The sequence below is a fragment of the Bradyrhizobium sp. genome (genome assembly GCF_035652035.1).
Taxonomy (GTDB): Bacteria; Pseudomonadota; Alphaproteobacteria; order Rhizobiales; family Xanthobacteraceae; genus Bradyrhizobium.
In genome coordinates this window covers 133,264-154,808 of sequence record NZ_DASREO010000098.1, presented here as the reverse complement: position 1 = coordinate 154,808, position 21,545 = coordinate 133,264, and the positions used below count along the sequence as shown (strand labels likewise).

General features: G+C 62.5%; 18 protein-coding genes. 3 read left to right on the top strand and 15 right to left on the bottom strand.

Going from position 1 to position 21,545, the window contains the following annotated elements; genetic code table 11:
• Positions 1-217 precede the first annotated feature (217 nt).
• The 8 genes from VFB05_RS27335 to tkt form a co-directional block, all read right to left on the bottom strand.
• Positions 218-1,012, bottom strand: coding sequence for an inositol monophosphatase family protein (locus VFB05_RS27335; RefSeq protein WP_325018292.1), 795 nt, complete (start codon positions 1,010-1,012; stop codon positions 218-220).
• 86 nt (positions 1,013-1,098) lie between these two features.
• Complete coding sequence (locus VFB05_RS27330) at positions 1,099-2,160, bottom strand: tetratricopeptide repeat protein (RefSeq protein ID WP_325018289.1); 1,062 nt, start codon at positions 2,158-2,160, stop codon at positions 1,099-1,101.
• Positions 2,161-2,169: 9 nt separating this feature from the next.
• Entirely contained in the window at positions 2,170-2,847 is a 678-nt protein-coding gene (locus tag VFB05_RS27325) for a thiamine phosphate synthase (protein ID WP_325018287.1), read from the bottom strand.
• Positions 2,848-3,015: 168 nt separating this feature from the next.
• Positions 3,016-4,041: a class I fructose-bisphosphate aldolase gene (locus VFB05_RS27320; protein WP_325018285.1), complete on the bottom strand. Its 1,026-nt coding sequence runs from the start codon at positions 4,039-4,041 to the stop codon at positions 3,016-3,018.
• 277 nt (positions 4,042-4,318) lie between these two features.
• Complete coding sequence (fba, locus tag VFB05_RS27315; RefSeq protein ID WP_325018283.1) at positions 4,319-5,386, bottom strand: class II fructose-bisphosphate aldolase; 1,068 nt, start codon at positions 5,384-5,386, stop codon at positions 4,319-4,321.
• A gap of 40 nt (positions 5,387-5,426) precedes the next feature.
• The gene (locus tag VFB05_RS27310) at positions 5,427-6,620 is read right to left on the bottom strand and encodes a phosphoglycerate kinase (RefSeq protein ID WP_325018281.1); all 1,194 of its coding nucleotides are present in this window, start codon (positions 6,618-6,620) and stop codon (positions 5,427-5,429) included.
• Positions 6,621-6,763: 143 nt separating this feature from the next.
• Positions 6,764-7,771 (bottom strand): type I glyceraldehyde-3-phosphate dehydrogenase, encoded by a 1,008-nt coding sequence (gene gap / locus VFB05_RS27305; protein WP_325018279.1) that lies wholly within the window; start codon positions 7,769-7,771, stop codon positions 6,764-6,766.
• Positions 7,772-8,059: 288 nt separating this feature from the next.
• The gene (gene tkt / locus VFB05_RS27300) at positions 8,060-10,045 is read right to left on the bottom strand and encodes a transketolase (RefSeq protein WP_325018277.1); all 1,986 of its coding nucleotides are present in this window, start codon (positions 10,043-10,045) and stop codon (positions 8,060-8,062) included.
• A gap of 264 nt (positions 10,046-10,309) precedes the next feature.
• Between tkt and VFB05_RS27295 the strand changes: the two genes are divergently transcribed.
• Together VFB05_RS27295 and VFB05_RS27290 are read left to right on the top strand one after the other, a co-directional pair.
• Positions 10,310-10,633: a DUF4164 domain-containing protein gene (locus tag VFB05_RS27295; RefSeq protein WP_325018275.1), complete on the top strand. Its 324-nt coding sequence runs from the start codon at positions 10,310-10,312 to the stop codon at positions 10,631-10,633.
• Entirely contained in the window at positions 10,630-11,013 is a 384-nt protein-coding gene (locus VFB05_RS27290) for a cell division protein ZapA (RefSeq protein WP_325018273.1), read from the top strand. Before VFB05_RS27295 ends, VFB05_RS27290 begins: the two co-directional genes overlap by 4 nt.
• Before the next feature lie 54 nt (positions 11,014-11,067).
• On the opposite strand, the gene VFB05_RS27285 is transcribed toward VFB05_RS27290, so the two are convergent.
• The 5 genes from VFB05_RS27285 to VFB05_RS27265 all read right to left on the bottom strand — a co-directional run bounded on the left by VFB05_RS27285 (position 11,068) and on the right by VFB05_RS27265 (position 18,178).
• On the bottom strand, positions 11,068-12,393 hold the full coding sequence (locus VFB05_RS27285) for a TAXI family TRAP transporter solute-binding subunit (protein WP_325018271.1): 1,326 nt from the start codon (positions 12,391-12,393) through the stop codon (positions 11,068-11,070).
• Positions 12,394-12,646: 253 nt separating this feature from the next.
• Entirely contained in the window at positions 12,647-13,927 is a 1,281-nt protein-coding gene (locus VFB05_RS27280; RefSeq protein WP_325018270.1) for an MFS transporter, read from the bottom strand.
• A gap of 18 nt (positions 13,928-13,945) precedes the next feature.
• Entirely contained in the window at positions 13,946-15,412 is a 1,467-nt protein-coding gene (locus VFB05_RS27275) for a sodium:solute symporter family protein (protein WP_325018268.1), read from the bottom strand.
• Positions 15,409-15,606, bottom strand: coding sequence for a DUF3311 domain-containing protein (locus VFB05_RS27270; protein ID WP_325018265.1), 198 nt, complete (start codon positions 15,604-15,606; stop codon positions 15,409-15,411). Before VFB05_RS27270 ends, VFB05_RS27275 begins: the two co-directional genes overlap by 4 nt.
• A gap of 211 nt (positions 15,607-15,817) precedes the next feature.
• Positions 15,818-18,178, bottom strand: coding sequence for a mechanosensitive ion channel domain-containing protein (locus VFB05_RS27265; RefSeq protein ID WP_325018263.1), 2,361 nt, complete (start codon positions 18,176-18,178; stop codon positions 15,818-15,820).
• A gap of 383 nt (positions 18,179-18,561) precedes the next feature.
• Here VFB05_RS27265 and VFB05_RS27260 point away from each other — a divergent pair, with 383 nt between their 5' ends.
• Entirely contained in the window at positions 18,562-19,098 is a 537-nt protein-coding gene (locus VFB05_RS27260) for a hypothetical protein (protein WP_325018260.1), read from the top strand.
• Positions 19,099-19,282: 184 nt separating this feature from the next.
• Here the strand turns inward: VFB05_RS27260 and VFB05_RS27255 are convergent, their stop codons facing one another.
• Complete coding sequence (locus tag VFB05_RS27255) at positions 19,283-20,284, bottom strand: N-acetylmuramoyl-L-alanine amidase (RefSeq protein WP_325018258.1); 1,002 nt, start codon at positions 20,282-20,284, stop codon at positions 19,283-19,285.
• A 141-nt stretch (positions 20,285-20,425) separates the two neighbouring features.
• Entirely contained in the window at positions 20,426-21,433 is a 1,008-nt protein-coding gene (locus VFB05_RS27250) for a hypothetical protein (RefSeq protein WP_414643327.1), read from the bottom strand.
• Positions 21,434-21,545: the final 112 nt, after the last annotated feature.

Here is a 21,545-nt window from a genome sequence, read left to right as displayed (position 1 = left end):
AGTCGCCTGGCTTCGGATCGACGTTAAAGATGCACGCTCGCGCTTTCAACTCTCCTTTTGTCGCGGGAGCAACCGTCATCCGCACCATTTGGTTCCACGGTGTCGCCCCGAACGCACTGCAGCGAGATTTTTAATCGGCAAGCCCGATTCAACGAACCGCCATTCGTCGAGAATTTCCCATTGCTGCGGGGTGGGTAAAGGATTGTTCGCCGCGGTCTCAGATCCCCAGCGGCTTCAGGATCTTCACCAGCTCGCCGTGGACGAACTCGTTGCCGCAGATCACGCTCTTGGTTTGCAGCGGATCGTCATTGCCGGCAATGCCGGAGACCACCCCGCCGGCCTCGCGCACGAGGATCTGGCCGGCCGCGACGTCCCAGGGCTGCAGGTTGCGCTCCCAATAGCCGTCGAGGCGGCCGGCTGCGACAAAGGCCATGTCGAGCGAGGCCGCGCCGAACCGGCGCAGGCCCGCGACGCGGGGCTGCAGTTCGGCCATCTCCTGGCGCGACAACTCGTGATCGCCGCGTCCGATATGCGGCAGGCCGCAGGCGATGACGCATTCGTTGAGTTTGCGTCGTCCCGCGACGCGCAGGCGCTGGTCATTGAGAAACGCGCCCTTGCCGCGTTCGGCGGTGTAGAGCTCGTCATTGGCGGGATTGTAGATCACGCCGGCGATGATCGTGCCTTCGCGCTGAAGCGCGATCGAGATCGCAAATTGCGGAATGCCGTGCAGGAAGTTGGTGGTGCCGTCGAGCGGGTCGACGATCCAGGTGTGGGTTTTGTCGGCGCCCTCGCGCTGTCCCCCTTCCTCGCCGATGAAGCCGTAGCCGGGGCGCGCCTTGGAAAGGTCCGTGTACAGCATTTCCTCGGCGCGCTTGTCGGCGAGGCTGACGAAATTGGCCGGCCCCTTCATGGAGACCTGCAGGTTTTCGATTTCGCCGAGGTCGCGCTTGAGGCTGCGGCCGGCGCGCCGCGCCGCCTTGACCATGACGTTGAGGAGGGCTGATTGCAGCATGGTAAAGCTTGTCGTTTATCCCTGATTGCCCGTGTGGCGGCGCGATGTGCGACAGTGCGTGCCCGTTAGCGCCGACGCCGTCAAGGTCATTTGGTGCTGAGCCACCTGCGCACGGCGATGTCCGCCTTGGCCTTGTCCTCGGCGCTCATGGTGGAGAGGGCCTGGTCGAGCTCCGGATCGCCCTTGCCGGCGGTCTTGGCAATGGTGTGCCATTTCAGCGCCTCGATCTTGTTGACCGGCATGCCCTCGCCGCTGGCCAATAGGCGCGCCAGGCGGTTTTGCGCGATCGGGTTGTTCTGCCTGGCTGCCTTGCGCAGAAGGGTGATCGCCGCCGCCTCGTTCTTCGACGTGCCGGTGCCGTTGAACAGCGCGATCGCATATTCGACCTCGGCATCGACGTTGCCGGCGAGCGAGGCCTGCTGGAGCAGCCGCGCCGCCTTCTCGAGATCCTTGGGCACGCCCGTTCCCTCCTTGTAGAAGGTCGCGAGCGCATACTGCGCTTCGGGGTTGCCGGCATCGGCTGCAAGGCGCATCAGTTCTGCGGCACGCCTGACGTCCTGCGGCAGGACCTCGCCGCCGAGATACAGCAAAGCGAGATTGTAGGTCGCCTTGGGATTGCCGAGCTTGGCGGAAGACGCCATCAGTCTCGCGGCTTCCTGGCGATTGACCGCGCCGCCGCGGCCGGCAATGCGCAGCATCGCCAGTTCGAACATCGCTTCGCGATCGCCGGCATCCGCAGCGCGCTTGTACCAATCAGCCGCCTTCGCGTCGTCGCGCTTGACGCCAAAGCCGTTGGCGTAGAGCTCGCCGAGCATCGTCATCGCCTTGGGATCGCCCTTCTCCTGCACGCGCTTCGTCGCCAGGTCGAACGCAGTCTTGTAAAGACCGCGCTGAAAGGCGCCGAACACCAGGTCGACATTGGGATCATCAGGCGTCTCGACTGGCGCCGGCGTGGCCGCGGGCAGCGGGGAGGGGGCGGCCTTCTTCGCCGCTGTCGTCGGCCTGACCTTCGGACTTGCCGCAGGGGCTGGCTTTGCCGGTGCAGCCGCCGGCTTTTCCGGCGCGGCTGGGGTCGGCGAAACCTGTGCTGATGCGGGCGCGACCAGCGATATCGCAGCGCAGAGCAGAAAGGCGAGCGTCAATCTCATGTCTGCATTTTACCCCTGCGACGCGTCGGCTTTTGCCGGCCTCGCGGCGTGGGCCTTGCGGATGGCGGCATCAGTCGCACGCAACGCGGCCGCCGGACCCTCCGCAGCGCTCCAGACAAAATCGCCGGCGAGAATGAAATCGGCGCCGGCGCCGGCGAACGCGCCTGCTTCTTCCAGCGTGGCCGCAAAACCGACCGAGGGCGGTTCGAACAATTCGTCCCACCAGCCGAGGCGCTCGCAGATAGCCGCGATCGACGGGCGCTCCCCCTTCTCGTTGGGCTCGCCGAACAACACGTAATCGGCGCCGAGTTCGCCCGCCGTCATCGAGTCGTGGCGTGTCGCCAGACCGCCGACGCCCGCGATGCGGTCAGGCTTGAGCGTCGGCAGCGCTTCCTCGAACGCCGAAAGACCGGGCAAGTGTACGCCATCGGCGCCGGCGCGCGCGACGAGATCGACATGTCCGTCGAGCAGAAGCGCCGCGCCCTTGTCCTGGATGAGGGGTGCGAGCGTCTTGACGCGCGAGATCAGCGTGCGCGGGTCGGACGGTTTTAGGTGCAGCAGGACGGCGGCGACGTCGGCCTCCGCCAGGACCGACGGCAGCACTTTCGCAAACGACTGCGGATCGTCGATGACAGGCGTAGCCAGATAAAGGCGCGGCAAGGGGCGCGGCGGGATCGTCTTTGACAATTCTAGCGCTCCGATTCCGAAGTTCGCAAGGCGACTGCAGCAACCTCTGATGCGAACTTCGGAATCAAAGGAGCTCTAGAAAGTTTTAGTTCGTAGTGCGGCTTTTTGAATTTGAAGCTCCTATAACGAACTCGCAGCGACACTGATAGGAGCTTCAAATTCACCGCACTACGCCGCCTTCTTTTCAAGATCGGTCGTCCATTTGCCGGTGCTGGCGAGCCCGTTCATATGTGCGCGATGGCTGAAGGCGCGTTGTCCGGCGGCGACGTTTTCGGATTTGCCCGACCAGGCCTTTTGCGGCGCGGCCTGCAAGGCGCGGCCATAGGAGAAAGTGACCTTCCACGGCAGGTTGGGAATCGTGTTGATGGCGTTGAGATGCGCGGTCGCTTCCTCATCGGACTGTCCGCCCGACAGAAACGCGATGCCGGGCACGGCTGCCGGCACGCAAGACTTCAAGAGACGAACCGTCTTTTCGGCGACTTCTTGCACGGACGCCTGCTTTGGCGATTTCTTGCCTGCGACGGCCATGTTGGGTTTCAGGATCATGCCTTCGAGCGCGACGCGCTGCACGCGCAATTCCTGAAACGTCTTGTTGAGCACGCGCTGCGTCACCTCATAGCAGCGGTCGATATCATGATCGCCGTCCATCAAGACTTCCGGTTCGACGATCGGCACGATCTGGGCTGCCTGGCACAATGCGGCGTAACGCGCCAGCGCATGCGCGTTGACCCGGATCGCGGTCATCGAGGGAATGCCTTTGCCGATATCGATCACCGCGCGCCATTTCGCAAAGCGCGCGCCGCGCTCGTAATATTTCTTGAGCCGCTCGGTGAGCTTGTCGAGACCGACGGTGACGAGTTCGCCGGGGCAGTTCGGCAGCGATTGCGTTCCCTCGTCGACCTTGATGCCGGGAATGGAACCGGCCTGCTCGATCAGCTTGACCAGCGGCGTTCCGTCTTTCGCGTTCTGCCAGATGGTTTCGTCATAGAGAATGACGCCGGAGATGTAGTGGTTCATCGCCTCCTTTGAGCGGAACAGCATCTCGCGATAGTCGCGCCTGTTGTCTTCAGTCGATTCCACCTTGATGGCGTCGAAGCGCTTCTTGATGGTGCCGGTCGATTCATCGGCGGCAAGAATGCCCTTGCCTGGCGTGACCATGGCAACGGCGACTTTGTTGAGATCGGGGAGATTCATCGCAAACGTCCTCCGGAAGCTGCCCGCTTTTGGCGACCAAAATAGACCGTTCTCGGGCAAAAGAGGAGGTTAACGTTGGTCGCAGGAAAGCCGGCGCACTCGCTTATCGCTCCCCCTTGCGGGGAGAGTCGGCGAGCGTGAGCGAGCCGGGGTGGGGGTTCAAAAGCGTCTTTTGTTGCCCGCTCGTCCTCGAAGATATTGGCGCCCCCACCCGACCGTCGCTTCGCGACGGCCACCCTCCCCACGCGTTCCGCGGGGGAGGGATAAGAAGCGAAGGTCACGCCACTTTCGGATCGAGCTCGCCCTTGGCGTAGCGCTTGGCCATCTCGGCGGTCGTCAAGACCTTCTTGATCTTGCTCGCCTGGCCTGCGGTGTTGAACTCCTGGAGCCGCTGCTTGCACAGCTTGGTCATCGCGTCCATCGCGGGCTTGAGGTACTTGCGCGGATCGAATTCCTCCGGATTGTCCTTCAGAACTTTCCGAATTTGTCCGGTCATCGCCATCCGGTTGTCGGTGTCGATGTTGATCTTGCGCACGCCGTTCTTGATGCCGCGCTGAATTTCGGCGACCGGCACGCCCCAGGTCGGCTTCATCTTGCCGCCATTGGCGTTGATGATCTCCTGCAGGTCCTGCGGCACCGACGATGAGCCGTGCATGACGAGGTGCGTGTTCGGCAGCTTGCGGTGGATTTCCTCGATCACCTTCATGGCGAGAATGTCGCCGTCCGGCTTGCGGGTGAACTTGTAGGCGCCGTGCGAGGTGCCCATCGCGATCGCGAGCGCGTCGACCTTGGTCTCCTTGACGAACTTCACGGCCTCGTCGGGATTGGTGAGGAGCTGATCATGCGACAGCTTGCCCTCGGCGCCATGGCCGTCTTCCTTGTCGCCCATGCCGGTCTCGAGCGAGCCGAGCACGCCGAGTTCGCCTTCGACCGAAATGCCGCCAAGATGCGCCATGCCGGTGACGGTCTTGGTCACGCCGACATTGTAATCCCAGTCGCCGGGCGTCTTGCCGTCGGCCTTCAGCGAGCCGTCCATCATCACGGAGGTAAATCCGGCCTGGATTGCGGTCATGCAGGTCGCGGGCTCATTGCCGTGATCGAGATGCACGCAGACCGGAATTGAGGGGTAGATTTCGGTGACCGCATCCATCATGTGGCGCAGCATGACGTCGTTGGCGTAGGAGCGCGCGCCGCGCGAGGCCTGGATGATGACGGGCGCGTCGACTTCCGAAGCCGCTGCCATGATCGACAGCGCCTGCTCCATATTGTTGATGTTGAAGGCCGGCACGCCGTAGTCGTGCTCCGCTGCGTGGTCGAGCAATTGGCGCAACGTGATCCGAGCCATGAAATCTGTTCTCCGGTTGGGGCTATCAGCCCGAAATGAATTATTGCTTCTTTAAAACTTCGACGCCGGGCAGAGGTTTCCCCTCCATCCATTCCAGGAATGCACCGCCTGCGGTCGAAACATAGCTGAAATCGCCAGACACGCCTGCCTGATTAAGCGCCGCCACGGTGTCGCCGCCGCCGGCGACCGACACCAGTTTTTTGGCTTTGGTCCGTTCGGCCGCATGGCGCGCCGCCACCATGGTGCCGCGGTCGAACGGCGTCATCTCGAACGCCCCGAGCGGGCCGTTCCAGACCAGCGTCTTGGCGTCATCGATAGCGGCGTGAATGCGCGCGCTCGATTGCGGGCCGACGTCGAGGATCATGCCTTCGGCGGGAACAGCATCGAGGCCATAGGCATGCGACGGCGAATTGGCGGCGAAATGAAATGCCACCACCGCGTCGACCGGAAGGAGGATCGCGCAATTGGCCGCGTCGGCCTTTTCGAGAATCCGCTGCGCCGTTGCGGAGAGATCTTTCTCGGCCAGCGACTTGCCGACGCTGACGCCCTGCGCGTGCAGGAAGGTGTTGGCCATGCCGCCGCCGATCACGAGCGCATCGACCTTGCTGACGAGGTTTTCGAGCAGATCGATCTTGGTGGAAACCTTTGCGCCGCCGATGATCGCGATCACCGGCCGCTTCGGAGCTTCCAGCGCTTTCGAAAGCGCATCGAGTTCAGCCTGCATGGTGCGCCCGGCATAGGCCGGAAGCTTGTGACCGAGGCCTTCGGTTGAGGCGTGCGCGCGGTGCGCAGCCGAAAACGCATCATTCACCCAGATGTCGCCGAGCTTGGCGAGTTCGGCGACAAAGGCGGGATCGTTCTTTTCTTCCTCTTTGTGGAAGCGGGTGTTCTCCAGGCAAAGAATCTCGCCGTCCTTCATCGCCCCGACGGCCTTTTGCGCGACGTCGCCGACGCAATCATCTGCAAAGCCAACCGGCTTCTTGATCACCTGCGCCAGCGCGGCCGCGACGGGCTTCAGCGAGTCCTTCGGATCGCGCCCCTTGGGCCGGCCGAAATGCGCGAGCAGGATCACCTTGCCGCCCTTGTCCGCGATTTCGGTAATCGTCGGCGCGACGCGCTCGAGGCGGGTGGCGTCGGTGACGCGGCCCTGCTCCATGGGAACATTGAGATCGACGCGGAGCAATACGCGTTTGCCCTTCACGTCGACGTCGTCGAGGGTGCGGAATGGTTTCATGGCACGCTTCCTGAGGCGTCATTCCGGGATGGTCCGAAGGACCAGACCCGGAATCTTGAGGTTCCGGGTTCGCTTCGCGCCCCGGAACGACGGGGTAAACAAACAAATGGCCGGGACGAGCCCGGCCAATAAAGATTTTTTGGTTAAACCAGCTTGCCCATCGCCACGGCGGTATCCGCCATGCGGTTCGAAAAGCCCCACTCGTTGTCGTACCAGGACATCACGCGCACCAGCGTTCCGTTCTGCACCTTGGTCTGGTCCATGTGGAACGTCGAGGAGTGCGGGTCGTGGTTGAAGTCGATCGAGACGTTCGGTGCGGTGGTGTAGCCGAGGATGCCCTTGAGCTGCTGCTCGGCCGCGCGCTTCATCGCCTCGTTGATTTCTTCCTTGGTGGTCTTGCGGGAGGCGACGATCTTGAGGTCCACCACCGAGACGTTCGGGGTCGGCACGCGGATTGCGACGCCGTCGAGCTTGCCGTTCAGCTCCGGCAGCACGAGGCCGATCGCTTTGGCCGCACCCGTTGACGTCGGGATCATCGACATCGCCGCGGCGCGGCCGCGATAGAGATCCTTGTGCAAGGTGTCGAGCGTCGGCTGGTCGCCGGTATAGGCGTGGATCGTGGTCATGAAGCCGGTCTCGATGCCGACGGTGTCGTTGAGCACCTTGGCGACCGGCGCGAGGCAGTTCGTGGTGCACGAACCGTTCGAGACCACGAGATGATCCTTGGTGAGCTTGTCGTGGTTGACGCCGTAGACGACCGTGGCATCGGCGTTCTCGGCGGGCGCCGAGACCAGCACGCGCTTGGCGCCGGCGGTCAGATGCGCGGAGGCCTTTTCCTTGGCGGTGAAGATGCCGGTGCATTCGAGCGCGATGTCGACGCCGAGCGCCTTCCAGGGCAGCTTCGACGGATCGCGTTCGGCCGAAACCTTGATCTTGCCGTTGCCGAGGCTGATCGAGTCACCCTCCACCGTCACGGTGCCGGGGAAGCGGCCGTGCACGCTGTCGAAGCGCAGCAGGTGGGCGTTGGTCTCGACCGGGCCGAGATCGTTGATGCCGACCACTTCGATGTCCTTGCGGCCGGACTCGGCGATGGCACGCAGCACGTTGCGGCCGATGCGGCCAAACCCGTTGATAGCGACCCGGACTGCCATGGTGTTTCTCCTCTAATAGCCGCTGCCGTCCTTACGGGCGGGTCCCGCAAGGAGGTTTTGGGCGGTTCGCCCGGTTCGGCCGGACGAGGACGGTAAAGATACGTGTTAGGTAGACCCTTTCGCGGCCTAGCTCAACCGTCCCGGCCAGCCGCGCCGATATGTCCTCCCATGCCGAACTGCAAGGCGCAGACAGATTCCTTGCGGAATTTCAGAGCGAAAGCTCAACGCCAAAGAAAACCTTTAGGCCGCCCAAAGAAGTTTCTTGGTTAAAGGACGGCCTTAATACGGTTACGAGAGCCGCTTGACGGATGCTTCCACCACCGCCTCGGCGGTAATGCCGAAGTGCTTGTAAAGGTCCTTGGCCGGGCCGCTTTCTCCGAAACCATGCATGCCGATGAAGACGCCGTCGTGGCCGATCACGGCATCCCAGCCCCAGCGGACCGCGGCCTCGATCGCGACCTTCACCGGCGCGTTGCCGATGATGGCCTTTTGCCTGTCCTGCGGCTGCGACAGCAGCAGTTCAAGCGAAGGCACCGAAACCACGCGCGTCGCGATGCCGCGGCTCGAAAGTTCCTTCTGGGCTGCGACCGCAATCTCGACTTCGGAACCGGAAGCAAACAGCGACACTTTCGCGTCACCGCCAGCCGCGACCAGTTCATACGCGCCATGGCTGCACGGATTGTCCGACGGCGCCTGGTTACGAAGCTGCGGCACGTTCTGGCGGGTGAGCGCCAGCACGGTCGGACCCGTGGTACGGTTAAGGGCCAGTTCCCAGCACTCGGCGACTTCGACTGCGTCGCAGGGGCGGAACACGCGCATGTTGGGCATGGCGCGCAATGCGGCGAGATGTTCGACCGGCTGATGCGTCGGGCCGTCTTCGCCAAGCCCGATCGAATCGTGGGTCATGACGTAGACGACGCCCGTTCCCATCAGCGCGGCAAGCCGCATCGCCGGCCGCGCATAGTCAGTGAAGACGAGGAAGGTCGCGCCGTTCGGCGCAAAGCCGCCGTGCAGGAAGATGCCGTTCATGGCGGCCGCCATGCCGTGCTCGCGGATGCCGTAATGGATGAAGCGGCCCTTCGGCGTCTTGGCGGAGAACGCGGCCGCATCCTTTGGCTTGTTGTTGTTGGAGCCGGTGAGGTCCGCCGAGCCGCCGACGAATTCCATCGGCATCGCAGCCGCGATCGCATCGATCGCGGCTTCGGAGGACTTGCGCGTGGCGATGTTGAGCGGGCTCTCAAGCAGCTTCTTCTTGTGGTCGCGCAGCGCCTTCGCAAGCGAGGCCGGGCGTTCATGACGCAACCTTCTCTCGAACTCGGCGCGCTTGCGCGGACCAAGCTCGGCATAGCGCGCTTCCCATTCGGCGCGCGCGGCCACGCCGCGGCTTCCCGCCTCGCGCCAGGCCTTCAGCACGTCATCCGGCACCGAGAACGGCTCGAGCGAGATGCCGAGTTTTTCCTTGGCGCCTTTCAGCTCGTCGGCTCCGAGCGCCTCGCCATGGGCTTTGGCGGTGCCGGCCTTGTGGGGCGCGCCGTAGCCGATGGTGGTCTTGCAGGCGATCAGCGACGGCTTGTTGGACTTTTGAGCGCGGGTGATCGCGGCCGCAATCGCGGCCTGGTCCTGGCCGTCGATCAGTTCGGCCGCCCAGCCGGCGGACTTGAAGCGCTTCACCTGATCGACGGAGTCGGCAATCGAGGTCGGGCCGTCGATCGAAATGCCGTTGTCGTCATAGAGCACGATCATCTTGTTGAGCCGCCAATGGCCGGCCAGCCCGATCGCTTCCTGCGACACGCCTTCCATCAGGTCGCCGTCGGAGCAGAGCACATAGGTGTGGTGGTCGACGATCTTCTTGCCGAACTCGGCCGCCAGCATCTTTTCAGCGAGCGCCATGCCGACGGCGGTGGAAATGCCCTGGCCGAGCGGACCGGTCGTGGTCTCGATGCCCTTGGTTCGGAAATTCTCTGGATGCCCGGGCGTCGTCGAATCGACCTGACGGAAGCGCTTGATCTCGTCCAGCGTCATGTCCTTGTTGCCGGTGAGATAAAGCAGCGCATAAAGCAGCATCGAGCCGTGGCCGGCCGACAACACGAAGCGATCGCGGTCGGGCCATGCGGGATTCGCCGCGTCGTATTTCAGAAACTGCGTGAACAGAACGGTCGCGATATCGGCGGCGCCCATCGGCAGGCCGGGATGCCCGGACTTCGCCTTTTCGACCGCGTCCATCGCAAGGCCCCGGATCGCATTGGCCATACGGACGTGATCGACCTGCGTCATGATGAAATTCCGTCAGATAATGAGGTGCTTGGGTGAATAGGCCGAGGCGGTTGCCTCGAATGGAACCTGAAGTCGAGGGTGGATTAGCACCTGATCTGCCAAAGTCAAAGGAAGTGGCGGGCTTTGCGACGGTAAAACCTGCTTTGCAGTGCATAGTTCCGAAGCGGCGTTGCACTGGCCATGGTCGTTACGTAAGCTTCTCCTCCCAAGCGCTTGATTTTGCAAAAAGCATCCGGCTCCGCCGGAAGCATGCTGAGCGATGACATGGACGATCACACGGTCAACGGTTCGACCCATACGGAGCCTGCTTTCGCCGATCTGGATGCCGCCACGCGCCGCCTGATGGCAGCGCTTGATGCGCTGGAGCGGGCGGTGGAGCGGCGGCGCGACGCCGATCGCGACGAGGACGAACTTGCCGCGCGAATCCAGGCGCTTGGCGCCGATCGGGCGCGTCTTGCCGACGAACTCGACGGATCGCTGGTGAGGTCGAAGCGGCTCGAGCGCTCCAACCGCGAGATCGCCGAACGGCTCGATGCGGCCATCGGCACCATCCGCGAGGTGCTGGAGGCGGGAGAAGAGATGTCATGAACCACGTCAACGTCACCATCAACGGCCGGCAATATCGCATGGCCTGCGAGGAAGGACAGGAGACGCGGCTGCTTCGTCTCGCCGAAAGCCTTGAATCGCGGATCCAGAGCCTGCGCGGCAAGTTCGGCGAGATCGGCGACGCCCGGCTCACCGTGATGGCCGCGCTCACGGTCTGCGACGAGCTCTCCGATGCGGGCAATCGCATCCGCGGCCTCGAGCAGGAACTGGTTGCGCTCGCCGATGTGCGCGAGGTCGCCGCCGACCGCGCCAGGGCGACGCAGGCCGCGGTGGCGAGCGCGCTCAACGCGGCCGCTGACCGCATCGAGAAAACCACGCAGGTGCTCAACCGCACCGTCGGCGGGGGCGTTGCGATCGGGTGAGCAGACGTTCCAAGGACCACCAACCATTGGCCCGAACCCTCGCGCCTTTGGAACTCATGCGGGAACGGTGGCCACTGGCTTCGCGACGAGGATCGCGCGCCGGTCATGAATCAGGTTCTCAAGTCGATGCGCGACGACGTTCAAAGTTGCGGTGTCGACCGCATTTTCGTCGTCGCTCTCCGCTTTCACGCGTTCAGTCCTGAGAATATTGTCGATGTCTTCCTCAATGCTCGACAGTTCTGCTTCCGAGCCAGCGCTGCGTATTCGACGTGAAAAACCGTAAAGGGTGTCGAGAGGTCCCGCCCGGAATTTGGGCTGTCCGATCCCCAGGAATTTCCAGCCGGCGGCAAGCAGTGACGCAATACCGCCCAGAAACATCGGAGCCAGATAGATATAGTTGCTGTATTCGTCGATGAAGCTTTGCTGCGTGCCGTTGTAGAAGGCAGCGGCGCCGGGATGGACAGGAAGATAGGAGTCCGCTTCCACGCTTGCCGCGGTGATTTGGGCGAATAGCGGATTCTCGCGCGACAGCTCCCTGCGAACTTTCATGATCGACTGAACCAGATTTGTCGCCGCGTCGGAATTGAGGCTCTTTTTCGCGACGATGTACAGCGACGTCCGCAAAGTGGTCACGTCGTCTTCCGGGACAGGAGGAGATCCGCGCAACGTCCCTTTGGGCACGTCGAAACTCTCATAGGCCCGATTGGCCGCGGCAATGGCGGCGGCTGACTCGAATCCGATCAGGACTGGCAGTGATTTTGGTCCTTGCGGAAAAAATCCTTTGACCAGCGTCAGATATTTTTCGGTCAAAGGTACTGCCACGAGCAGGGCGCCGACCTGCTTCGATTGAACGGCCTGGCGCGCGTCCTGCAGGTTCACAGTCTTGAAAGCCACCTTGTTGCGGGGGAGGTCGTAGGTCTTGTTCAGGACGTCGACGATCTTTGCGTTCGTATCGCCTCCGAGCACGCCAATGGTTCGGCCTGAAAACTTCTCGATGCTGTCGATCGCCGAGCCGGGAGGCGCGATGAGGAGCACGGTCAGGTGCGACAGGACGGCGATCGCCTGTGCCTGAGACAAATCACCAACGTCACCGCGAACGACGGCGAGGTCAACCTTTCCGGCTGCGAATGATTTGGCGGATTCAACAGCATTGCCCGTGTCAACAACCTTCAGCCTCACCGGCGCGCCATCCGTTACGAACTGGCTAGCAATCGCTGACATCGCTTTGGCTGCCTCACCATCCAGTGAGCCAACCGCGACCGTCAACGTCACCGGGCGAGTAAACCAGCGATATCCCAACAGGCCTGCGCCGGTGCAAAAAACGACGACGCCAAGGAGCGATGCCGCTCGAAGCCAGAACGGCATTCTCGTCGAGGCCATAAGGTTGCTCCTTTCGGCTATCGCCCTAGCGGTCAAGGCGCAAGTTGAATTTGCAGCACGGCCGGTCAGGTTCTTCTGATTTAGATCAATGCTACCCGCTCGGTCGAAAGCCGATTGGGCCGCCGCGAGGGCGAGGCGACCCTTATGCCGGCGGATATGCCTTCGCGCCGGCGACGACCACGTTTCAGGGGATTCGCAGCTGTCACGAGCCGCCACCAGTCGCCGCGCACTTCGCAAATTGACGCCAATGCGATCAGGTTGCCGTGCGAGCGGGCATTTCGACGTTGCCGGGGCGACGCAGCGTCAGCGTGAGGACCACCGAAACCAGTAGGGCTGCCGCCATGAACAGGAATGACGCGCCTGAACCACCCGTCACTCCGTTGAGCCATCCGACGAAATACGATCCGACGAACGAGCCAAGCGCACCGAAACAGTTTATCAGCGCGATCGCGCCGCCCGCCACGTTGCGAGGTAGCATCTCGGCGATCCAGGCGAAGAACGGGCCGTAGGGCGCGTACATCGTGGCACCCGCGAGGACGAGCAGGTAGTAGCCGAGCCAGAAGCTCGACGTTCCCACCAGGTAGGATCCGTAGAACGCGACCGCTCCGATGAGCAGGAACGGCCAGACGAAGTTCTTGCGGTCGCCGCTGGCATCCGAAAAATACGAGCCGATGACCATCAACACGGCGGCGGCAAGATATGGCCCGGCCGACAACCAGCCAAGCAGCACGATCGAGCTTTCACCGGCCGCCTTTAGCATCGATGGCAGCCAGATGACGAAGCCGTAGACGCCAATGCTCCAGCAGAAATACTGGATCGCAAGCGCAATCACCGAGGGCGTGCGAAACGCCGCCGCGTAGTCCCGCACTGGCGCGAACTGGCGCTGTTCGTCTTCGAGCTTGCGTTCGAGCTCGGCGCGCTCATCGGGATCGAGCCAGGCCGCGTCGCGCGGCCAATCCTCGACCATGGCGCGCCAGACGAAGGCCCAGATAATGGGCGGCGCGCCCTCGACGATGAACATGCCGCGCCAGCCGAAGGCTTGGACCAGATAGCCGGAGACGATCGACATCCACAGTACGGTGATCGGGTTACCAAGGATGAGAAAGGTATTCGCGCGCGAGCGTTCCTCTTTGGTGAACCAGTGGCCGAGAAAGATCAACATGCCCGGTAACACGACACTTTCCATGACGCCAAGCACGAAGCGGTCCAGGTAGAGCAGCCGGATGTCGCTCAACAGCCCGGTCGCGGCGGCGAAGATGCCCCACAGGATGAGGCTCCAGAAGATCAGATCCTTCGCACTTCGCTTCTCCGCGTAATAGGCGGCCGGTACCTGGAAGAAGAAATAGCCGAGGAAGAACAGCGCACCAAGCAGCGAGCCCGCGGTAGCGTCGATTTTGAGATCATGCGCCATGCCCCCGGCGGCGCCGAAGCTGTAATTGGCTCGATCGACATAGGCGAGGCTGTAGGTGATGAACGCGATCGGTATCAGCCGGCCCCAGCGGCTGGAATAAGAGCCCGCTGTTGTCACAGACATAACGATCCCTCCTCGAACCTACTCGGCGGCCGCATGCGTCGGCGCGGCGGCGGATCGCATTGCGAGACTGACTGCGATCAGCACGATGAAATTCACCGCCAGCGCGACGATGCCGATGTTGAGATCCTGGATTTCGCCTGGCAGCCAGGACAGCTTGTGGAGGCTCGCGCCGGTTAGGCTGAGGCTGGCGACAGTGGCGACGCCGGCGATGATGCCGGCAGCCGCACCCTCGCGCGTAGCGATGTTTCGTTGTGCGAGACTGAGCACCAGAGAGGGAAATAACTGGGTCACGAAGCTGTAGCCCATCAAGAGAAGGGCCACGATGGTCTCGCCACCCTTCAGGGTGAAGAATACGGCAACCAGCGCCACCAGCGGCACCAGGAATTTCGCAAGCCGCGATACTTGCCGGTCGTCGGCCTGTGGCTTGACGGCGCGGTAGAGATTGTTGGCGATCAAGGTCGCCGCCGTCATCATGATCATTGAGCCGGGTACGAGCGCGGTGAGCACGCCCGTTGCGCCGATTACGCCGACGAACCAGGGATCGAATGTCTTCACCGACAGCTTGAACAGCGCGAGGTCGATGTCGGAACCGGTGAGGCCGGGGACTTGCAAGGTCGCCGCGAAGCCGACGAAAAAGACGAACAGCAGGATCAGTTGATAAAGCGGCAGCAGGATCGCGTTCTTGCGGATCACCCTGGCGCTTCTGGCGGTATAGATTGATCCGAAAGTGTGCGGCCACATGAAAAAGCCGAGCGCGGTGAGCAGCACGGTCGAGGCGAACCACCACAGGCTCTCGCCACGCGACGGCAACACAGTGAAGTTTGGCTTGGCCTTCTCGATCGCCTCGAACATCGGGCCGAGCCCGCCGTAATAATGATACGGAAGATAGAGGCCGAGAAAGATGACGACGCAGAGAATCATGATGTCCTTGGCGACCGAGGTCCAGGCCGAGCCATGCACGCCGGACACCATCACATAAGCGGCAACGATGACGGCGCCGATCCAGATCGCAAGCGTCGAGGAGATCGCGCCGTAACCGGCGACTTCGACGATGATGCCGAGCCCCTTGAACTGAAGCACGAGGTAAGGGATCAGCGCCACGATGTCGACCAGCGCAACGATCACGCCGAGCGTCGGACTCTCATACTTGCGGACGAAAAAGTCCGACTGGGAGTAGAGCCGGTTGTCCTTGGCATAGCGCCAGATCGGCGGCAGCATGATGTAGGAGAGCACGTAAGCGAGCGTGCCGTAGCAGAGAATGTAAAAGGCCGGCGCGCCCTTGCCGTATGCGTAGCCGCTGCCGCCGAGGAAGGTGAAGGTGGTGTAGATTTCGCCGGCAAGCAGCAGGAAGACGAAGATCGCGCCGAAGCCGCGCCCGCCCACCGTCCACTGTTCGAGATTCATGTTCTTGCCGCGGCGGGCGACAAAGCCGAGCACCAGCGCTAAAAGCGCGGCACCGACGATGAAGGGCAGCGCGCCGTTCATGTCTCGTCTTCCCGGTTGGCCGGATCGGCGGCGTAGATCACCGCCATGATGAGGGAGGTCAGCAGGATCCAGGCCACGATCCAGGCGAGCAGAAACGGCAGGCCGAGAATGACCGGCGTTGCTCGGTTGACGAAAAACGGGCCGACGATCAACGCCAGAAACGGGATGACGGCGAGCCAGCGGATGCTGCGCATGGCGGAACTCTTGGCTTGAGCGAGAACCGCTCTTTATCTCGAAAGTTCCTTGAGCATCCCGAACTTTGGACGAGAGTTCGGCTGGCGACGCTGGCATCAAGTCGGCTGGATGATCCGTCGGCGATACCGACAAAAAGCCGATCGCCAGGGTGCGCGGAGCAGGCCGTAAACCATCGTGCAGGGAATGCCGGACTGTTTTGGCACAAGGCAATCAGCCTGCCGAGCGTCGCCGCATCGCCTCAGGGTTGCCCTCGGCTGCTGCCGGTGCGGGGATTTGCATCAGGATGGTCTGGCCGGTGCTGGCGATCTCGATGCCGCATTCCTGGAAGCGGCGCTTCATGCGGCGGTTGAATTCGCGCTGAACCGGCCAGCGGCCGCCGTCCGTGCAGCGGATCTGGCCGACGATCGTCGCCATCGCGCCGTCGATCTTGTCGATGCCCCACAGCTCCAGATCGCCGCGGATCAACATCCGGTATTCAGCCTCCTTGCGCATCTCCGCGACGATGTCGTGAAGGATCTGGCTGACGCGGTCGGTGTCTTCCTTGTAGGCGACGTTGACGCTGACGGCGGCATTGCCGGCGCCGCGGCTCGCATTGGTGATGGTCGTCACCGCGCTGAAGGGCACGATATGGACCGAGCCGTCACCGGCACGAAGCCTGATGGTGCGGATCGACACATTCTCCACATTGCCGGTGAGGCCCGCGACGCTGACATTGTCGCCGACCTGGACGCCATTCTCCAGCAGCAGAAACAGTCCGGTGATCAGGTCCTGCACCAGTTTCTGCGAGCCGAAGCCGATGGCGATGCCGACGATGCCGGCGCCGGCCAGGAGCGGCGCGACATTGACGCCGATTTCGCTCAACGCCGTCAGGCCGACGACGGTGACGATCAGGCAGAGCAGCGCCGTGCGCAGCATCGGCTGGAACGTGCGCAATCGCGCGGCCCGCGCGTAGTGACCCTCGTGCGACAGCGAATTGATCTGGCGATCCAAGAGCGCATTGGAGACTTCCCAGATTGCCGCCGCAACCAGCGCGGCGATACCGACGGTTGCGAACGCCGACAACAATCGGCTACCGATCTGGCCGCCATAGAACCAGACGATGGCATCCACGCCCCAGACTTCGAGCACGGCGACGAAGGCGATGAACGCGATGATGCCGGCGACGATCCTTCGCAGCATCGGCAGATAGCGGTTGGCGCGCGTTTCCAGGCCAGGAAAGCGCTGCAGGATTTCAGGGCCTATCGAGAAGCCGCGGTCGATCAGGCTGAGCGACACGATGGTGACGATGCGCGCGATCAGGATCACCGCAATGGTACCGACGAAATATTGCAGCAGCAGCGAATAGCCGTTGTGGATATTCAGCGCCCACACCGCCCACAGCGCGATATCGATGACGATGGCGAGATAATGCCACACGGCGGCGAGGCGATTGCGTGCTCTGGCGGCGAGGCCTTCGCGTCCCCTCGGCGCGCGGATGAGCTCGGCCACTTGCGCCCGGCATTGCAGGATGATGACGACGATGAAGAGGTGGACGACCAGCATCACCAGTCGCAGCAGCGCGGCATAGCCGCTGTGATGCAGCCCCAGCAGCAGCGCCACGTTGGCAAACGCAATTCCCGAGACCGCAACGCCGACGATGCGACGCGCCCAGATTTCGATATAGGCCGCGGTCTCCGCGCGTACGCGGAGCAGGCCATATGGACCGGCCAGCGCGCGCACGGCGCAGATCAGTCCGCGTGACAGCGCGTAGGCATTCACGACGGCAAGGATCACAAGCCGCGTGGTCCGCACCTCGCCGATCTGCGTGCCAAGCAGCAAGGTTGCGATGCCGACGAAGACGACGACGGGAAGCAATTCGAGCAACAGTCGTCCCAGCACGAAGGGCAATCGGATCACCGATTGCCAGGCGCGCGCGAAGCTGAGGCGGCGGCGGTGCTGCTCCTGTCCTGCCATCACATCGGCCACGGAGGATGGGGGATCGACCATTGCGAGCGTCTGCGCCGGCGCCTTTGCGGCCTGCGGAATGTGCGCCTCCAGAAGCGACACCGGCCGTTTGATCAGGCGGAAGACCAGCCATTCAGCAATGAAGGCGCAGCCGAACACCAGCGCCAGCTTCCAGGCGATATCGAGCAATTGGCCGTATGCGTCGGGATCGTTGGCTGTGCGGAAAAACCACCAGTAGAACGCTCTGAAGTGCGTCAGCGAGCGCGCGACGTCGGCGACTTCACGCGATATCTCACCGATCTGGTCGGACACCATCTCAAGGAGCTGGGCGCCAAGGCTGTCCTGGGTGAGCGGAATCGCGGATTGTTTTTCGCCCGCGGGCGGCGCCGCCTGCGTCTGCGGTGACGCATTGGCGATCGCCCGCAGCGTCTCGATCATCTGTGCACGCTTGCCGTCATCCTGCAACGTGTCGAGCGCTTGCCTCGCCTGTTCAGGCGTCAGTGCGTCGGGCTTGTTTGCGACGGCCGCCGGCTTGTCGCCAGTCGCCGGCGCATTGGACTGGGCGAAAGCCTGTGTGGTGAAGAGAGCAAAGGCGAGCAGGATCGCGGAGACGAGCTTTTGCGACACGAAGGCCTCTTGTCGAAATTGAATCTGTTTGCGCGTAACGCCGGACTAGGGGCTACGCTCGCGCGCGGCGTGATGCTGGAGTGTCCCGTTTCGCCGCGATCATGTGTCGGAAGTTTGCTGACGTGGCGGCTTTCATTGGGCATTTGGCCTGCTGAAAAAATCCCGTCCAGATCGTGCGATTGCCGCAAGCCCGCTCTCGCCCATGACGAGACGCCTTCTGCTTTCAACTATCTGTGATTTAGCAACGGGACCTTTGCCACCGGGTTCAAAGTTCTGCGGGCCGAAGTTTCGCGAAGAACGATGCTGCCGCGCGAGCCGGTCTCATGACCGGTCTCATTGAGATATCGCAATGATCCCTTGAGACAACGCGATGAGGAGGAAGCATGCGCAAATTCAACCTGATACTGACCGCGACACTCGTGATCGTCGGTGCAATGGTCGCCGGGCGCTCCCACGCCGCCGTGGTCAACGGCGCAGCGCTCAACGCCAACGCTGTACGGGCGATCGCCGATGATCTTGTCGGCACGGAGAGCGTTCAATTTTATTGGGGAGGCCGACGCTATTGCTGGTACGAGGACGGTTGGCACGGGCCGGGCTGGTATTGGTGCGGCTATCACTGGCGGCGCGGCTTCGGCTGGGGTGGCCCGATAGGATGGCGCGGTTGGCGCAGGCCGGGAATCCGACCGGGACGGCCAGGCATCAACAGGCCAGGCAGGCCGGGTAACCGTCCAGGCGTCAACAGGCCTGGTGGCAATCGTCCGGGTATGAACAGGCCAGGCGGCAATCGCCCCGGCGCAGGCCGCCCGGGCGGTGGCAGGCCAAGCGCAGGCCGTCCGGGTGGCGGCAGGCCAAGCGGCAATCGCGGTGGCAGAGGCGGCGGTGGCAGAGGCGGCGGCGGTCGAGGCGGCCGACAAGGCTGATCGACCTCGATGTGATCAGCGGCGTCATGCACGTCGTGCTTCGCCTTCGTGTTTGCGAAGCCGGTCGAAGGAGCTCTCGTTGCGGCCGATAACAGTCGCGGCCGCGACGAGGCGCGTTATTCATTCGCGCGCAAGGCTTCGCGGTGCGGCGTGAGCATCCGCCCTGCGAGAGTTCTCGTGACACTCAGGGGCGGGCGGCGTTCTGCGCGGAGGGGGCAGCTTGCGGAACGCAGAAATTCTTCACCGCCGCCACGACCGCGTCGGTGACGGTATCCCTGCGTTCAGCCGAATCCATCTGGCGCTCTTCGTCGCGATTGATGATGGAGCCTGCTTCCAGCAAAACGGCCGGCATCGCGGTCTTTCGCAACACCACGAGTTCGTCATGGGCATAGACGCCGGTGTCCTTGTCCAGCAGCTCGTGCTGGTAGTGTCCCATGATGGGCATCGTATATTGCTGGGCGTATTGCAGGCCGCGCGCCTTCATCTCCTTGCCGATCAGTTCGGCGAAGGCGAAGCTGGTCTTGAATTCCGGATTGCTGTGCGACACCCAGACCGAGTAGCCGCTGAAGCGGTCACTGTAGTGGCTTTTCTGGCCTTCGAATTCCCAATCCTCGAGGAATTTGTCCGGCACCGAATCGTGGTGGATCGAAAGGAAGAGATCGGCATCCGAATCGTTCGCGACAGCGACGCGTTTGAAGAGGCTGGGTTTCGCTTTGCCCTCGGTCACGAGCAGCGTTGCCTGGGAAAAGCCCTCAGTCTTCAATTTCCCCGCGATCTGTTGCGCCAGGCGCAGATTGTAGGAGAACTCGGGTTTGTTGCGGGCACTGGTCGCGCCTTCGGAATCCGCGGTGTGTCCGACGTCGATGTCGATCTTGAACTTCGCGGGCTCGCACGCGGACGGCGTCAGCTTGAAAGCTGAATGCGGCAGATTGGCGGGCCCCAGCGCTGCAAGCTTCACGTGATGAGGTTTTGAAGTCGTGTGTTTGGCAGCGACGTGCTTTGACAAGCCGGCGTGCGCGGCGGATTTATCGTGCTTCTTGTCGTCCTTCGCCGAGCCCTTGAGAATATCCAGCAGCGAGCCGGCCTGGCTTGCCCCGATCGGCAGAAGCGCCAATGCGACGGTTGCAGCGATGACGGTGCAATGACGCGAAACATCCGCGCCCCAGCTTGCGATTTTTTCAGCCAATAACGGCAACCCGGCTTTCCCCAGAATGGCTCCCCGTTCGCAACGCAACCCTAACAGGGATTTCGATCAAGGCGTTACTGAAAATTGTTCCAATGCGAAATTTGGAACAAAAGCGCTTTCAGAACGGCGACTTATGACCTGTTACTTTGTTCTCATCTCGTCAAATTTGAGACGCGCCTGCTCGAATTTGGCGTTGAAAAGCCACATCGCGTCGAGGATTTCCCGGTAGTTTGCCGAGGTTCTCGAGCGATCGGTCTGGCCAAACGCAAAGACGCTGTTGTTGCGCAGATATCCCATGATCGTCGGATCTGAAATTCTGTAGGAAAGCAGATTGCCGGACCTGAGCGCGGCCCTGGTCGGCGTCGGAATGATCTGCATCAGCTCGAACAGCTTCATCTGATCGATCGGATCCGGCAGCACTTTTGCGATGGTGGCCACTTGCGGGAAGATATCGGCATGCGTGCTCATCAGGCCGTCGCGCACGGCGGTCCAGTGGTTGAAGCGATGGTCGAGATTGCCGGCGCGCGCCTCTTCCTTGTCGTCGCGCAGGCTCAGCGCAGGATCGAATGAGGCAATCTGCTTCTTGATCGCGGCCCATCTCGCCTGGCCGGTTTGATCTTCGGATGGACCGGTCTGGAAGCTTCCCTTGTATTTGTTCGAGCGCGCATTTCCGGCGTTCTGAATGCCATTGGTCTCGGCGTAGAAGATCCCGACGCTGATGCGGCCCGCGATCGCCGCATCGGCCGCATCGAGGCCCTTGACCCGCGCGACCGCCATGCCCAGATCGGCAACGTCCTTGAACGGCGTATCCGACTTTTGCGCATTGGCGGGCGGCGCATCCAGCACGTCGAAAATCTTGAAGTACTCATCGAGCAGCGATTCGCGGTCGGCGTCAAAATAGGCCGGCGGGATTGCGAATTTGTTGGGCTTTCCAATCCGCCCCGGCAGCACGTCGGTCAGATCCTTGTAGGTGCTGATCATGTCGTTGCGCGCAAGATAGAGCGCTTGCCCCGGCAGGTTCGGCAGCGGCTGATTTGAAGCGATCTGCGCGCGGCGCTGGCGCAGGACCGCCTCGAATTTGCCGGCGGCATTGCTGTACGCCTCGAGCGCCTCGGACTGCCTTTGCGTGAGCGCGCTTTGCTGGCCCATGGCCGTAGACACGAAACCGGGCAGCGCGACCAGAAGTCCGAACGCCAAGGCGGCGATCGGCGTGGTGGTCTTCGTCGCCAGGTTCTTCGTTGCCAGGTTCTTCGTCGCCAAG

Coding starts and splice junctions, on each gene's coding strand:
- VFB05_RS27335 (WP_325018292.1), bottom strand. CDS start 1,012: ATGCTGCAATCAGCCCTCCTCAACGTCATGGTCAAGGCGGCGCGGCGC.
- VFB05_RS27330 (WP_325018289.1), bottom strand. CDS start 2,160: ATGAGATTGACGCTCGCCTTTCTGCTCTGCGCTGCGATATCGCTGGTC.
- VFB05_RS27320 (WP_325018285.1), bottom strand. CDS start 4,041: ATGAATCTCCCCGATCTCAACAAAGTCGCCGTTGCCATGGTCACGCCA.
- fba (WP_325018283.1), bottom strand. CDS start 5,386: ATGGCTCGGATCACGTTGCGCCAATTGCTCGACCACGCAGCGGAGCAC.
- VFB05_RS27310 (WP_325018281.1), bottom strand. CDS start 6,620: ATGAAACCATTCCGCACCCTCGACGACGTCGACGTGAAGGGCAAACGC.
- gap (WP_325018279.1), bottom strand. CDS start 7,771: ATGGCAGTCCGGGTCGCTATCAACGGGTTTGGCCGCATCGGCCGCAAC.
- tkt (WP_325018277.1), bottom strand. CDS start 10,045: ATGACGCAGGTCGATCACGTCCGTATGGCCAATGCGATCCGGGGCCTT.
- VFB05_RS27295 (WP_325018275.1), top strand. CDS start 10,310: ATGGACGATCACACGGTCAACGGTTCGACCCATACGGAGCCTGCTTTC.
- VFB05_RS27290 (WP_325018273.1), top strand. CDS start 10,630: ATGAACCACGTCAACGTCACCATCAACGGCCGGCAATATCGCATGGCC.
- VFB05_RS27285 (WP_325018271.1), bottom strand. CDS start 12,393: ATGGCCTCGACGAGAATGCCGTTCTGGCTTCGAGCGGCATCGCTCCTT.
- VFB05_RS27280 (WP_325018270.1), bottom strand. CDS start 13,927: ATGTCTGTGACAACAGCGGGCTCTTATTCCAGCCGCTGGGGCCGGCTG.
- VFB05_RS27275 (WP_325018268.1), bottom strand. CDS start 15,412: ATGAACGGCGCGCTGCCCTTCATCGTCGGTGCCGCGCTTTTAGCGCTG.
- VFB05_RS27270 (WP_325018265.1), bottom strand. CDS start 15,606: ATGCGCAGCATCCGCTGGCTCGCCGTCATCCCGTTTCTGGCGTTGATC.
- VFB05_RS27260 (WP_325018260.1), top strand. CDS start 18,562: ATGCGCAAATTCAACCTGATACTGACCGCGACACTCGTGATCGTCGGT.
- VFB05_RS27250 (WP_414643327.1), bottom strand. CDS start 21,433: ATGGGCCAGCAAAGCGCGCTCACGCAAAGGCAGTCCGAGGCGCTCGAG.